Origin of the sequence: Bacillus benzoevorans (assembly GCF_014207535.1) — a bacterium.
GTDB classification, from domain to species: Bacteria; Bacillota; Bacilli; order Bacillales; family Cytobacillaceae; genus Bacillus_BD; species Bacillus_BD benzoevorans.
This window is the reverse complement of sequence record NZ_JACHGK010000007.1, coordinates 203094-216830: the sequence shown is the minus strand read 5'-3', so window position 1 is coordinate 216830 and position 13737 is coordinate 203094. Positions and strand designations below refer to the sequence as shown.

The following is a 13737-nucleotide window of genomic DNA, read 5'->3' as shown; positions in this document are numbered from 1 at the left end:
GTAAGAACCCTGAAAGATGATCAGGTTGATAGGTCTGGGGTGGACGCGTGGTGACACGTGGAGCTGACAGATACTAATCGTTCGAGGACTTAACCAAAATTAGGCATTATCGTGTTATTCACTTCTTCCTATTATCTAGTTTTGAGAGAATAATTTTGAAAAATTCTCTTGAAAAAATTATAAAAGATATTATAATAATATATGTCTTTATAATAATTTGGTGGCGATAGCGAGAAGGTCACACCCGTTCCCATCCCGAACACGGAAGTTAAGCTTCTCAGCGCCGATGGTAGTTGGGGCTTTGTCCCTGTGAGAGTAGGACGCCGCCAAGTTGTTAAATGGAGGATTAGCTCAGCTGGGAGAGCATCTGCCTTACAAGCAGAGGGTCGGCGGTTCGAGCCCGTCATCCTCCACCATGCCGGCCTAGCTCAATTGGTAGAGCAACTGACTTGTAATCAGTAGGTTGGGGGTTCAAGTCCTCTGGCCGGCACCTTTTATTTTCATACTAAATATGTATGAGTCATTAGCTCAGTTGGTAGAGCAGATTGCAGCGTCCTGAAGAGGATGCAATCTGTTCGCAAAAACATAAAGTTTTTGCGAACATCTGACTGACTGCTATCTAGTTGTAGGGTACTTACTTAGTATGAGTCATTAGCTCAGTTGGTAGAGCATCTGACTTTTAATCAGAGGGTCGCAGGTTCGAATCCTGCATGACTCACCATTTGCGGGTGTGGCGGAATTGGCAGACGCACTAGACTTAGGATCTAGCGCCGCAAGGCGTGGGGGTTCGACTCCCTTCACCCGCACCATTTTAATACGCGGAAGTAGTTCAGTGAATCGCATGTCTCGAAGAGACGCGATTTGCGATAAAAGCCATGAAGGCTTTTAAAGCATCAGAAGCTAAATTTTCACTCTGTACTTTATTCAAGGAACAATAATTAATTACCTACGCGGGAGTAGTTCAGTGAATCGCATGTCTCGAAGAGACGCGATTTGCGATAAAAGCCATGAAGGCTTTTAAAGCACCAAGAAGCTAAATTTTCACTCTGTACTTTATTCAAAGAACAATAATTAATTACCTACGCGGAAGTAGTTCAGTGGTAGAACATCACCTTGCCAAGGTGAGGGTCGCGGGTTCGAACCCCGTCTTCCGCTCTACTGAATTGCCGGGGTGGCGGAACTGGCAGACGCACAGGACTTAAAATCCTGCGGTAGGTGACTACCGTACCGGTTCGATTCCGGTCCTCGGCACCATTAAATTTATTTGCGCCCTTAGCTCAGCTGGATAGAGCGTTTGACTACGAATCAAAAGGTCGGGAGTTCGAATCTCTCAGGGCGCACCATTAATACGGGAAATAGCTCAGCTTGGTAGAGCACTTGGTTTGGGACCAAGGGGTCGCAGGTTCGAATCCTGTTTTCCCGACCATTTTCATTATATTGTTTTGGGGGCTTAGCTCAGCTGGGAGAGCGCCTGCTTTGCACGCAGGAGGTCAGCGGTTCGATCCCGCTAGTCTCCACCAAATTATTATTTTGAATACGGCGGCGTAGCTCAGCTGGCTAGAGCGTTCGGTTCATACCCGAAAGGTCGGGGGTTCGATCCCCTCTGCCGCCATTTTATACTGGACCTTTAGCTCAGTTGGTTAGAGCAGACGGCTCATAACCGTCCGGTCGTAGGTTCGAGTCCTACAAGGTCCACCATCTATTTTTGCGGAGGTATACCCAAGTTCGGCTGAAGGGATCGGTCTTGAAAACCGACAGGCGGGTCAAACCGCGCGGGGGTTCGAATCCCTCTACCTCCTCCATTTAATTTTCTATTATCCTTTTTACTATCGCGGGGTGGAGCAGTCCGGTAGCTCGTCGGGCTCATAACCCGAAGGTCGCAGGTTCAAATCCTGCCCCCGCAATATGGTCCGGTAGTTCAGCTGGTTAGAATGCCTGCCTGTCACGCAGGAGGTCGCGGGTTCGAGTCCCGTCCGGACCGCCATTTTTAAAAATAGTATAATACGGCTCAGTAGCTCAGTCAGCCGCAGCGTCCTGAAGAGGATGCGGCTTGCAACAAAAACCTCCGGTTTTTGAAGCACAACGATCTCAAGCTGCTTGTAGGGTTCTTAATTTAATACGGCTCAGTAGCTCAGTCGGTAGAGCAATGGACTGAAAATCCATGTGTCGGCGGTTCGATTCCGTCCTGAGCCATCTGTTAATATGGCGGCTGTGGTGAAGTGGTTAACACATCGGATTGTGGTTCCGACATTCGTGGGTTCGATCCCCATCAGCCGCCCCATGATTTGCGGGTGTAGTTTAGTGGTAAAACCACAGCCTTCCAAGCTGTTGTCGAGGGTTCGATTCCCTTCACCCGCTCCATATATGGGCCTATAGCTCAGCTGGTTAGAGCGCACGCCTGATAAGCGTGAGGTCGATGGTTCGAGTCCATTTAGGCCCACCATATTTTCCGCAGTAGCTCAGTGAGCCGAATCGTCCTGAAGAGGATGCGGCTTGCTTTAAAAGCCAAAGGCTTTTAAAGCACAAATCACTATTCTATTTTGTGCACTATCTATATCGATAGAAATTATTCTATTTTCCGCAGTAGCTCAGTGGTAGAGCATTCGGCTGTTAACCGAACGGTCGTAGGTTCGAATCCTACCTGCGGAGCCAATGGAGAAGTACTCAAGTGGCTGAAGAGGCGCCCCTGCTAAGGGTGTAGGTCGGGTAACTGGCGCGAGGGTTCAAATCCCTCCTTCTCCGCCATCTGGCCCCTTGGTCAAGCGGTTAAGACACCGCCCTTTCACGGCGGTAACACGGGTTCGAATCCCGTAGGGGTCATCTATTAATAAGCAGAAAAAGGGTATGAAACTATTAACGGTTTCATACCCTTTTTCTATTCTCTAACTTCCTTGAATGTCACAGAAACTCCATAAATCCCTTCTTATCAATACTTATTAACTAGGTAAATACAGAATCGATTATGATAAAATGAGAGGATAAGCAGGGGGAGGGAACCATAATATGAGAGGGAAAGCAGTCTATTTTTGTTTCACTATATTTTTGCTGCTCATTATAGCAGCAGGGTGCAGTAATAACAATGATTCGAGTAAGGATGTTTTTCGATATAAAGATTCTGTTGTGGGTGATAATAGTGCAGTAGGAGCTATTATTACACAGTTGCCATTTAATGAATATTATCAGGAATTTGCGCTTGAAACAAAGGAAGAACCTTATGGTATCGTATTGAAATATGATACTGAGGCAGAATCTCCTGCACTGAATGATGAGAATATGAAAGAATTAGCTCTATGCAACTCAGCCTATTTATTCTCGTTGGTGAAAAATGTGGAATGGGTTCAATATGATTTTGGAAAACAAAAACTTAGAGTGGACAAAAAGGAATTGCAAGAATGGTATGGTGAAGAATTAAGCAGTATGACAAACGAAACAGACCTGAAAAAATTATTACAAGAGCGCTTGTCAGATAAAAACCAAATCACCCAGTATTTTGAAAAATAATATATGAGTAATAGCTCCAAAGAACTTTAATATGGCAGTATTTCCGGGAACTCTCAATTGGAAATCTGTTATATTAAAGGTCTTTTTTTATTCTTTTAATATAATAAAAATATTTAGCTAATCATTGTGAAGGAATGTCGATCTCACTTTTAAAAGTATGAAAGATAGTGTGGATTTGATGAGCAATATTTGTCTATTTTCTTGCTGCGATTGAATCTGAGATGCGAAAATTGTAAGAACATTTACATTGCGGTCGTTAAATTTAACGTCATCTTAACAAGGATATTTTAAAATAAAACAGAATAATATATAAGATAAGCAAATTTGCGTGAAAACTATTTTAGTATAGGAGGGGGAGAAGCTTGGTTATTTCTGACGCTCTGCCATCTGACTACCAGTTACATCTCTTTCACGAAGGGAATTTGTTTGAAAGTCATGAATTACTGGGGGCACATATTATTACACTGGAGCAAAAACAGTATACGAAGTTTTCTGTCTGGGCTCCGCACGCTTTGGAAGTCAGAGTAGTCGGTGACTTTAATGGATGGAAAGGTGAAGGATATTCTTTACATAAAGTGAATGATGAAGGCATATGGATGATTACAATAGGGCAAAACCTTGAAGGAGAGCTGTACAAGTATGAAATCATGACAACTGACGGTGAAAGAATCTTAAAGTCAGACCCGTATGCCTTTTATTCGGAATTGCGCCCCCATACGGCTTCGATTGTCTATTCGCTGGATGGCTTCCAATGGGAAGACAAAAGCTGGCACAATCGAAAATTAAAACGCAATATCCTCCTTGACCCCATTGCAATTTACGAAATGCACCTAGGTTCCTGGAAGAAAAAAGATGACGGCGGTCTTTTAACTTACCGGGAGTTGGCCGATGAATTAATTCCCTATGTAATGGAACTGGGCTTTACCCATATCGAGTTACTTCCAATCGTTGAACATCCTCTCGATATTTCATGGGGATATCAGGGAACAGGTTATTTTTCACCAACAAGCCGGTATGGAACGCCGCACGATCTGATGTATTTTATTAATGAATGTCATAAAAATGGGTTAGGCGTCATTCTCGACTGGGTGCCGGGACATTTTTGCAAGGATGCACATGGATTGTACAGATTTGACGGTAGTTATCTTTATGAATATCCATATGCAAATGATCGAGAAAATCCTGTTTGGGGAACAGCAAACTTTCATTTAGGGAAAACGGAAGTACAAAGTTTTTTAATCTCCAGTGCCTTATTTTGGCTGCAATATTATCATATAGATGGCTTTAGGCTGGATGCAGTCGCCAATTTAATTTATTGGCCCAATCAGGAAGGTAAAATTGAAAACCGGGATGGAATTGAATTTTTGAAAAAGTTGAACCATGTACTCTTCTCCTATGACCGGACGATATTAATGATGGCTGAAGATTCTACAGATTGGCCCCAAGTAACGGCACCGGTTGATTGCGGCGGATTAGGATTTAACTATAAATGGAATATGGGCTGGATGAATGACGTTTTGACCTATATGGAAACTCCCCCTTACTCCAGGTCTAATGTTCATGAGAAAATGACATTCTCCCTGCTTTATGCCTTCAATGAAAATTTTATTCTACCTTTTTCACATGATGAGGTTGTTCATGGAAAAAAATCCCTCCTCGATAAGATGCCGGGAGATTATTGGCAGAAATTTGCCCAACTGCGACTGCTGCTTGGATATATGATCGGACATCCTGGTAAAAAACTATTATTTATGGGATTTGAGCTTGGACATTTTTCAGAATGGAAGGATAAGGAACAATTAGATTGGAATTTACTTGACTATGATATGCATCGAAAAATAAATGAATACGTTAAGGAATTATTAAAAATCTATAAAAAATCTAAACCTTTATTTGAACTAGACCACGATGTTCACGGGTTTGAATGGATTGATGTAGACAATAAACAGCAATCTATTTTCTCCTTTATGAGAAAAGGCAAAAGTGGTGATCTGCTCGTTTTTGTATGTAATTTTACACCAACGGTTTACCATGACTACATGGTCGGCGTTCCTCAGGACGGCTCCTATCGTGAAATCCTAAATAGTGACGCTGGGAGTTTTGGCGGTTCAGGAGTTCTCAATAAAAAGGTCCTTCATACAACAGATATCGGCTTTCATGGAAAACCATATTCGATTACAATGTCCATTCCCCCATTTGGGGTTTCAATATTGAGACCAGTAAAACACCGGAAGGAGAGAAAAGGTGATGGTAAAGAAAAAGTGCGTAGCCATGCTGTTGGCAGGAGGAAAAGGAAGTAGATTATATGCATTAACGGAGGATTTGGCGAAACCAGCAGTTCCATTTGGAGGGAAATATCGGATTATTGATTTTCCTTTAAGTAATTGTACAAATTCCGGTATTGATACTGTAGGGGTGTTAACACAATATCAACCGCTTGTCTTAAACTCCTATATCGGAATTGGAAGCGCCTGGGACCTCGATATCATGGATGGAGGAGTGACAGTACTTCCGCCTTATAGTGCTTCAACTGAGGTAAAATGGTATACCGGTACGGCCAGCGCCATCTATCAAAATATTAATTATTTAGAACAATATCATCCGGAACATGTCCTGATTCTCTCCGGTGATCATATATACAAAATGAACTATGAGGAAATGCTGGAGTTCCATATGGAAAAAGGGGCAGATACGACCATTTCTGTCATTGAGGTACCATGGGATGAAGCAAGCCGTTTCGGGATTATGAATGCCGATAAAGAACTAGCCATTACTGAATTTGAAGAAAAACCGCAGGAGCCAAAAAGTAATCTTGCCTCGATGGGGATATATATTTTCACATGGGAAGTCCTGAAAGAATATTTACTGCGTGACGCGTCTAATGAAAAATCCAGCCATGATTTTGGAAAAGACATTATCCCCAAATTAATAGAAGAAAATAAAAGGCTGTTTGCCTATCCCTTTAAAGGTTATTGGAAGGATGTAGGAACGGTAAAAAGCCTTTGGGAAGCGAATATGGATCTGCTTGATGAAAATTGTGAGCTTGATTTGTTTGACCATAGCTGGAGAATATATTCCGTCAACCCTCATCTCAAACCGCAATACATCTCTCCCGACGCGGAGGTAAGTGATTCTTTAGTAAATGAAGGCTGCACAGTCGAGGGAAATGTGAATAAATCCGTATTGTTTCAAGGTGTTAGAGTGAAAAAGGGCGCAGTGATCAAAGAATCTGTCATTATGCCTGATGCTGTTGTTGGTGAAAATGTATTCATTGAAAAGGCGATTGTCCCTTCACACATGTATATTCCAGATAATACTGTCATTAAATGTAATCCAGATAAAGAAGATGTTATTTTAGTAACAAAAGAAATGCTGCTAAGCCGTTAAAAGTCATTGTTAATTTAATCTATCAAGGAGGAATTCTGATGAGCAAAAAATTATTAGGTGTGATAGATGCAACGATAAAATACGATGATTTAGACGGCTTGACTGCTCATCGGTCGTTAGTAGCCATCCCCATTGCCGGTCGTTATAGAATGATAGATTTTGTTTTATCATCTATGGTGAATTCCGGAATTCAGAGTATGGCTTTATTTACGACCTATCCATACAGTTCTTTACTGGACCATTTAGAGTCAGGTAAAAATTGGAATTTAAGTAGGAAGAGAGACGGACTTTTCTTTTTCCCATCACCGCATTTGGATGTACCAAGAGCAGGAATCGGATCATTCACTCATTTTGCCGCCAATATGGATTACTTTAAAAGAGCTTCGCAGGAATATAGTCTTATCGCCAATTGTTATACCATTATGAATATGGATTTTCGGCCGGCACTTGAAAAACATATGGAAAAGGGCTGCGATATAACGGAAATTTATCACAATGGGCGTCCATTGGATATGTATCTTGTGAAAACCAGCCTTCTCATTGATTTAGTAGAAACTAGATCTGAAACCGGATATACATGCATGAAGGATGTTGTGAACGGTAATCATTCATTTACACGATGCATCTATGAATATCCCAATCACGCATTTGTCATCAATTCGGTTGAATCGTATTATGCTGTGAGCATGGAATTATTAAAGCATTCTGTTCGCAGAGATTTATTTTTAATCACTCAGCCTATCTATACGAAGGTAAAAGATGAACCTCCTACACGGTATAGAAAAGGAGCCGTTGTAAACAACGCGCTGATTGCCAATGGCTGCATCCTTGAAGGAACCGTTGAAAACAGCATTATTTCCAGGGCAGTGAAAATTGGCAAAGGATCAGTGGTGAAAAATAGCGTCATCATGCAGAAATGTCAGATCGGAGAGAATTGTGTCATTGATTCAGCGATCCTTGATAAAGATGTTAGAATAGAGCCAGGGACAGTGTTAATCGGTTCTGAAAAACACCCATTTGTTGTTCCAAAGGGTACAGTACAAGGAGCGTTGATGAATTGTGAAAGTATTATTCGCTGTAAGTGAATGTGTACCATTTATAAAATCGGGGGGACTTGCAGATGTTGCAGGCTCCCTTCCGAAAGAAATAAAACGACTGGGAACTGACGTGCGGGTCATAATGCCTAAATATGGAACCATTTCTGATACTTATAAACAAGGGATGAAGAAAATTTCGGAGTTTACAGTTCAGGTTGGATGGCGGAATCAATATTGCGCAATAGAAGAGTATACGCTGGATCATGTGACTTTCTATTTTGTTGATAATGAGCAATATTTCAGCCGCGGCAGAATGTATGGATATGATGATGATGGAGAGAGATTTGCCTATTTTAGTCAAGCCGTATTAGAAAGCTTACCCCGCTTATCTTTTTACCCGGATGTGATTCATTGTCACGATTGGCATACGGGAATGATTCCGTTCCTGTTAACCAGAAAATATTCCTGGAGAAAGGAATATGCTTCGATAAAAACGGTATTCACGATTCATAATTTGCAGTTTCAAGGAATTATGCCCAGGGAAGCGCTGCATGACCTATTTTCTCTAGAGGATAAATATTTCAATATAGAGGAGCTTGAATTTTACGGTAACATTAATTTTATGAAAGGGGCCTTGGTGGCCGCAGATAAAATTACGACCGTTAGTCCTACATATATGAATGAAATCCAAACGGATTACTTTGGCGAGAGGCTGAATGGGGTGTTAAACAAAAGGAAAGCTGATTTGAGTGGAATTGTAAATGGAATTGATGGTGAAATCTACAACCCGGAAAATAATGAATGTTTAGTACAGAATTTTCGCGTTTCGGATGCGGAACATCTTAAACTCAAAAATAAGCGTTTCATACAGGAAAAATTTGCCTTGCCGAAAACGGATGCTCCTTTAATGACCATGATTACACGATTAACGAAGCAAAAAGGATTGGAATTAGTCCGTGGAGTATTTCATGAACTGATGCATGAGGATATCCAACTGATTGTCCTTGGCACGGGGGATCCGGAATTTGAGGATTTTTTCCGCAGCATGGAACACCAATACGGAGGTAAGTTTAAAGCCTATATCGGATTTGACGAAAGTCTTGCCCACCAGCTTTATGCCGGCGCTGACTTGTTTTTAATGCCGTCTAAGTTTGAACCATGCGGTCTCGGTCAGTTAATTGCTCTCGCCTACGGTGCGATTCCGATTGTCAGGGAAACAGGAGGATTAAATGATACGGTACTTTCCTATAATGAAGTGACAGATGAAGGCAATGGGTTCAGCTTTACGAATTTTAATGCCCATGACATGCTGGCTACCATAAGAAGGGCCTTATTTTTCTATAAACAGAAAGATGTTTGGAGTACATTAATCAAACGCGCTATGCTGATGAATAATAGCTGGTCACAATCCGCATACAAGTATCATCAGCTATATTCGGAGCTTCAATTAAGGAGTGATGCACATGTTCTCAAATAAAGAGGAATTTAAGAAGCACTTCTTACAGAAGCTTGAAATGATGTGTGGAAAAAGCTTCGCTGAAAGTACAAAGGAGGACCAGTTTGATACGCTTGGACATATGATTCGTGAATATGTGAGCACAAACTGGATTAAAACAAACGAGAGATATCGTTCAGAAGACCAAAGACAGGTTTATTATCTTTCGATTGAATTTCTTCTTGGCAGATTATTGCTTCATAATTTAATCAATCTTGGGATTGATCAGGTTGTAGAGGAAGGGTTATGCGAGCTGGGGATTGATTTGGATTGCATGACTGAAGTCGAAACAGATGCGGGGCTTGGCAATGGAGGACTGGGTCGATTGGCAGCCTGTTTTCTTGATTCATTGGCTTCGCTGGGGCTTCCGGGACACGGCTGCGGCATCCGCTACAAGCACGGGTTATTTGAACAAAAAATTGTGGAAGGCTATCAGGTAGAACTGCCTGAGCTTTGGTTAAGACATGGCCAGGTTTGGGAAGTAAGAAAGGCAGACTTTGCAGTAGAAGTTCCGTTTTGGGGGCATGTTCAAGCTGCTTCAGATCACGAGCGGCTAAGCTTTCATCATATGGACGCGGAAACGATAACAGCTGTGCCTTATGATGTGCCAATGGTAGGCTATCATAATGATACAGTCAATACATTGAGACTGTGGAATGCAGAACCTTCTCTCTTTCCGATTCATAAAGATATATTAAAATATAAACGAGAAACAGAAATTGTATCAGAATTTTTATATCCGGACGATACCCATGATGAAGGAAAAATCCTTCGTTTAAAACAGCAGTATTTCTTAGTCTGTGCCAGTATTAATTCGATTGTGAAAAGATATCACGTGAAACACAAGGACCTGCGGAATTTGCACCGGCATGTTTGTATTCATATTAATGATACACATCCCGTGTTAGCGATACCGGAGCTGATGCGCGTCTTAATGGATTTAGGCGGTTTAGGCTGGGATGAAGCGTGGGAAATCACGACCCAGACGATTTCCTATACGAATCACACGACATTGTCAGAAGCATTGGAGAAATGGCCGATTCGCATTTTTCAGCCGCTGCTGCCAAGAATCTATATGATTGTAACGGAGATCAATGAACGCTTTTGTCATCTACTGTGGGAGCGCTATCCCGGTGATTGGAACAGAATTGAACGCATGGCCATTATTGCCCATGATCAGGTGAAAATGGCTCATCTGGCATTAGTCGGCAGTTTCAGTGTCAATGGAGTGGCAGCATTGCATACGGAAATATTGAAGCATCGTGAAATGAAGGATTTTTATGAAGTATTTCCGCAGAAGTTTAACAATAAAACCAATGGAATTACCCATAGAAGATGGCTGTTAAAGTCCAATCCTGAACTTACCAGTCTCATTACTGAAGTAATCGGGGATTCCTGGGTGAATAAACCTGAAAAGCTTAAGGAACTGTTGAAATTTCACAATGATGCAGCCTTTCTCACTCAATTGCAACGGATTAAACAGGAAAATAAGCAGCATCTGGCGCAGATCATCAAGGACCAATCCGGCATGATCGTTGATCCTTCTAGTATTTTTGATGTGCAGGTAAAACGGCTGCATGCCTACAAAAGGCAGCTGCTGAATGTATTTCATATTATGCATATCTATAACCGCTTGAAAGAAGATCCGCACTATTTATTTTATCCTCGTACCTTTATTTTTGGCGCAAAAGCTTCACCGGGCTATTATTATGCGAAGAAAATCATAAAGTTGATCAACTCGGTTGCAGACAAGGTGAATGATGATCCCGATGTTCGTGATAAATTGAAGGTGGTTTTCCTGGAAAACTACCGGGTTTCTCTCGCGGAAAGAATCTTCCCTGCAGCGGACATCAGTGAACAAATATCAACTGCCAGCAAGGAAGCTTCGGGCACTGGAAACATGAAATTTATGATGAACGGTGCGTTGACAGTCGGGACATTAGATGGCGCCAATATTGAAATTCGCGATTTGGTAGGGGATGATAATATATTTATTTTCGGCTTAAATGCTGACGAAGTGCTGAATTATAAAGGTTATCATTCCATCGAGTATTTTCACTATGATAAAAGAATCAGGAGAATTGTGGAGCAGTTAACAAATGGATTCTTTTCGGGCGTTGACGATGAATTTGAAGCCATCTATGATTCATTGCTAATTGAAAATGATCAGTATTTTGTTCTTCGTGATTTTGACTCCTATGTTCAAACACAAATCGCTGTCGGACAAACATATGAGGATCGGAATAAATGGCTGAAAATGAGCTTAACCAATATAGCCCATTCAGGATACTTTTCCAGCGATCGGACAATAAATGAATATGCAAGGGATATTTGGAAAATAAAAGGTGCCGCCCACTAAAAAAGGATGTCCTCATAAAGCGAGGTACAAATCGCTTTATGGGGGCATCCTTTTGCTAAAGAAATCGTGCTATTTAAAGGGGAAGTGTTCCCAAGTATTTTTTTCGGATTCATCTCCGCCTTCATCCACATATCCGTCAGTCTCATGGTAATGGACATCGCCCCATAGGGTTTCCAGTCCCTCATCATCCAGTGCCGCTTCATACTGCTCATGCTTTTTCGAATGGAAAATCTGTATTTCCTTACCCGTAATATCGGTGGCAATAAAGGTTTCAATGTCTTCGGTAAAGCCTTCATCATCATGACCGACGTTATACAGGCTGTTAATGTCTTCGTAATCTCCTCTTAAATCAGAAGGGGACTCAGAAGTACCATAACGGGCCACTTCCTGGAAACTGTCTTCGTTATCGATCACCTCACGAAACTGATGGTGCTGGAAATGGTTTCCGTGGGCAAATTCAAGTACATCCTCTTCCACTGGCCGATCAGTTGGGCGCTCCTGATCCGGACTGTGTTTAACGCAGAACAGCGTAGAGGGAATAACCTCAAGACGTTCATATGGGATCTCTTCACCGCAGGTCTGACATTTCCCGTATGTTCCATTTTTCATTGCCTCTAGTGCGGCATTTACTTTATTCAACTGGGAATCAGTATGTTCCTCAAGAGCGAAATCCTTTTCCCTTTCATACAGTTCTGTTCCCATATCTGCAGGGTGATTATCATATAGCGATAGCTCACCGACTGTGTTCCGGTGCGACCTGCCTTCAAGGCTCCCTTGTTTATTTCCTTCAAGCTGATGGTCCATCTCTTTTTGATCATCTAATAACATTTGTTTTAAAGTACTACGTTGTTGGCTTGTCAGCATGTTTATCTCCATTCCCATCTGCATCAAAATTGTTTGCTTATCCTTAGTATGAACGATTACTTTTAAAACATTACGAAACCTCATTGCCATAATAACCCCCTAAAAAGAAAAAAGCCCCTGCTGTATCAGCAGAAGCTTTTTCGTAACTTATAGTAAATATCCGATAAAAATGCCGAGAGACAATAATACACCGAAAATCGTATTTGTTTGTGAAGCAGCCTTCATTGCTGGCATCATTTGCGGCGGTGTCGAATTCTTGAAAAATTCTTTAATGGCTCTAACAGGTTTTGGAATACTAAGAACGATTAGGATGATCCATGGTGAAATAATGCCTAAGCCAATGAGCGTAAACGCCCATAGATAGGAAATAACAAACATCACAGCCATAAAGATAACGGCATTTCTTTTGCCAAAAAGAACGGCAAGTGTTTTACGCCCATGCGCTTTATCCCCTTCTAAATCGCGGATATTATTGGCGAGATTAATCAATCCAACCAAAATCATGATTGGTGTTGCAATGAGAATGCTGTCAATTGAAACAGTCTCCGTTTGGATGAAAAAGGATATTAAGACGATGAACATTCCCATTAACAAGCCGGATGCCAGTTCACCAAACGGCGTATAGGAAAGCGGCATTGGACCGCCTGTGTATAAATAGCCCATGGCCATACAGAATAAACCAACTGCTGCAATCCACCAACTGCTGTATATACAGATATAAACACCAAACAAAAGCGAAACCGCATAAAGACTAAGTGCTGCTTTCATAATCGTTTTCGGCTTAACGCCATCACGGACAATTCCGCCGCCAATCCCTACCGATTCTTCATTGTCCAGTCCCCTTTTGAAGTCATAATATTCATTGAATAAATTTGTCGCAATTTGAATAAAAAGACTGGCAATCAGCATGGTAATAAAAAGTCCAAAATGAATCTCTGTCTCAGTCATCGCAATGACGGTTCCCAAAGTAACCGGAACAAATGCAGCGGTTAAAGTATGCGGACGTGTTAAACGCCACCAGACCTTCCAGCTTTTATCTTTCTTTTTGAAAGCTGGAGAGGTCTTGGCATGAATTTGTGATTGCATAGCAAAAA

The 13737-nt window shown here is 41.6% G+C and carries 7 protein-coding genes, 21 tRNA genes, 2 rRNA genes and 1 pseudogene; 29 read left to right on the top strand and 2 right to left on the bottom strand.

The window, feature by feature from the left end; translation table 11 throughout:
* From HNR53_RS12000 to HNR53_RS11860, 29 genes and pseudogenes are all read left to right on the top strand, one after another.
* Nucleotides 1–97 (top strand): 23S ribosomal RNA (locus tag HNR53_RS12000); the annotation flags it as partial.
* A 119-nt stretch (nt 98–216) separates the two neighbouring features.
* Nucleotides 217–332 (top strand): 5S ribosomal RNA (gene rrf / locus HNR53_RS11995).
* 8 nt (nt 333–340) lie between these two features.
* Nucleotides 341–416: transfer RNA gene (locus HNR53_RS11990), tRNA-Val, on the top strand.
* 1 nt (nt 417) lies between these two features.
* Nucleotides 418–490 (top strand) — tRNA-Thr (locus tag HNR53_RS11985).
* Nucleotides 491–645: 155 nt separating this feature from the next.
* Nucleotides 646–721, top strand: a tRNA-Lys gene (locus HNR53_RS11980).
* A 3-nt stretch (nt 722–724) separates the two neighbouring features.
* Nucleotides 725–809: transfer RNA gene (locus HNR53_RS11975), tRNA-Leu, on the top strand.
* A gap of 274 nt (nt 810–1083) precedes the next feature.
* Nucleotides 1084–1155 (top strand) — tRNA-Gly (locus HNR53_RS11970).
* A gap of 10 nt (nt 1156–1165) precedes the next feature.
* Nucleotides 1166–1254 (top strand) — tRNA-Leu (locus HNR53_RS11965).
* 12 nt (nt 1255–1266) lie between these two features.
* Nucleotides 1267–1343, top strand: a tRNA-Arg gene (locus HNR53_RS11960).
* Nucleotides 1344–1349: 6 nt separating this feature from the next.
* Nucleotides 1350–1426 (top strand) — tRNA-Pro (locus tag HNR53_RS11955).
* 18 nt (nt 1427–1444) lie between these two features.
* Nucleotides 1445–1520 (top strand) — tRNA-Ala (locus HNR53_RS11950).
* An 18-nt stretch (nt 1521–1538) separates the two neighbouring features.
* Nucleotides 1539–1612 (top strand) — tRNA-Met (locus tag HNR53_RS11945).
* Nucleotides 1613–1621: 9 nt separating this feature from the next.
* Nucleotides 1622–1698: transfer RNA gene (locus HNR53_RS11940), tRNA-Ile, on the top strand.
* 11 nt (nt 1699–1709) lie between these two features.
* Nucleotides 1710–1802 (top strand) — tRNA-Ser (locus HNR53_RS11935).
* A 28-nt stretch (nt 1803–1830) separates the two neighbouring features.
* Nucleotides 1831–1904 (top strand) — tRNA-Met (locus HNR53_RS11930).
* Nucleotides 1905–1907: 3 nt separating this feature from the next.
* Nucleotides 1908–1984, top strand: a tRNA-Asp gene (locus HNR53_RS11925).
* Between the two features lie 136 nt (nt 1985–2120).
* Nucleotides 2121–2193: transfer RNA gene (locus tag HNR53_RS11920), tRNA-Phe, on the top strand.
* Nucleotides 2194–2205: 12 nt separating this feature from the next.
* Nucleotides 2206–2281: transfer RNA gene (locus HNR53_RS11915), tRNA-His, on the top strand.
* A 6-nt stretch (nt 2282–2287) separates the two neighbouring features.
* Nucleotides 2288–2361 (top strand) — tRNA-Gly (locus HNR53_RS11910).
* A 5-nt stretch (nt 2362–2366) separates the two neighbouring features.
* Nucleotides 2367–2443: transfer RNA gene (locus HNR53_RS11905), tRNA-Ile, on the top strand.
* A gap of 134 nt (nt 2444–2577) precedes the next feature.
* A tRNA-Asn gene (locus HNR53_RS11900) sits at nt 2578–2652 on the top strand.
* A 2-nt stretch (nt 2653–2654) separates the two neighbouring features.
* Nucleotides 2655–2745: transfer RNA gene (locus HNR53_RS11895), tRNA-Ser, on the top strand.
* Nucleotides 2746–2748: 3 nt separating this feature from the next.
* A tRNA-Glu gene (locus HNR53_RS11890) sits at nt 2749–2820 on the top strand.
* Between the two features lie 183 nt (nt 2821–3003).
* Nucleotides 3004–3501: a DUF4825 domain-containing protein gene (locus tag HNR53_RS11885; protein WP_184526192.1), complete on the top strand. Its 498-nt coding sequence runs from the start codon at nt 3004–3006 to the stop codon at nt 3499–3501.
* Nucleotides 3502–3863: 362 nt separating this feature from the next.
* Nucleotides 3864–5798: pseudogene (gene glgB / locus HNR53_RS11880) on the top strand (1,4-alpha-glucan branching enzyme); the annotation flags it as partial.
* On the top strand, nt 5749–6888 hold the full coding sequence (locus HNR53_RS11875) for a glucose-1-phosphate adenylyltransferase (RefSeq protein ID WP_221452308.1): 1140 nt from the start codon (nt 5749–5751) through the stop codon (nt 6886–6888). The pseudogene glgB and the gene HNR53_RS11875, both read left to right, overlap by 50 nt.
* 38 nt (nt 6889–6926) lie before the next feature.
* Nucleotides 6927–7973, top strand: coding sequence for a GlgC family sugar phosphate nucleotidyltransferase (locus HNR53_RS11870; RefSeq protein WP_184526185.1), 1047 nt, complete (start codon nt 6927–6929; stop codon nt 7971–7973).
* Nucleotides 7948–9402, top strand: coding sequence for a glycogen synthase GlgA (gene glgA, locus HNR53_RS11865; protein ID WP_184526183.1), 1455 nt, complete (start codon nt 7948–7950; stop codon nt 9400–9402). The genes HNR53_RS11870 and glgA overlap by 26 nt, the downstream gene beginning before the upstream one ends.
* The gene (locus HNR53_RS11860) at nt 9389–11779 is read left to right on the top strand and encodes a glycogen/starch/alpha-glucan phosphorylase (RefSeq protein WP_184526181.1); all 2391 of its coding nucleotides are present in this window, start codon (nt 9389–9391) and stop codon (nt 11777–11779) included. The genes glgA and HNR53_RS11860 overlap by 14 nt, the downstream gene beginning before the upstream one ends.
* 69 nt (nt 11780–11848) lie before the next feature.
* Here HNR53_RS11860 and HNR53_RS11855 read toward each other — a convergent pair whose 3' ends face one another.
* Nucleotides 11849–12733 (bottom strand): TraR/DksA C4-type zinc finger protein, encoded by an 885-nt coding sequence (locus HNR53_RS11855; RefSeq protein WP_246439546.1) that lies wholly within the window; start codon nt 12731–12733, stop codon nt 11849–11851.
* A 57-nt stretch (nt 12734–12790) separates the two neighbouring features.
* Nucleotides 12791–13729, bottom strand: a complete 939-nt coding sequence (locus HNR53_RS11850; protein ID WP_184526179.1) for a 1,4-dihydroxy-2-naphthoate polyprenyltransferase — start codon at nt 13727–13729, stop codon at nt 12791–12793.
* Nucleotides 13730–13737: the final 8 nt, after the last annotated feature.

Coding starts and splice junctions, on each gene's coding strand:
- HNR53_RS11885 (WP_184526192.1), top strand. CDS start 3,004: ATGAGAGGGAAAGCAGTCTATTTTTGTTTCACTATATTTTTGCTGCTC.
- HNR53_RS11875 (WP_221452308.1), top strand. CDS start 5,749: ATGGTAAAGAAAAAGTGCGTAGCCATGCTGTTGGCAGGAGGAAAAGGA.
- HNR53_RS11870 (WP_184526185.1), top strand. CDS start 6,927: ATGAGCAAAAAATTATTAGGTGTGATAGATGCAACGATAAAATACGAT.
- HNR53_RS11860 (WP_184526181.1), top strand. CDS start 9,389: ATGTTCTCAAATAAAGAGGAATTTAAGAAGCACTTCTTACAGAAGCTT.
- HNR53_RS11855 (WP_246439546.1), bottom strand. CDS start 12,733: ATGGCAATGAGGTTTCGTAATGTTTTAAAAGTAATCGTTCATACTAAG.
- HNR53_RS11850 (WP_184526179.1), bottom strand. CDS start 13,729: ATGCAATCACAAATTCATGCCAAGACCTCTCCAGCTTTCAAAAAGAAA.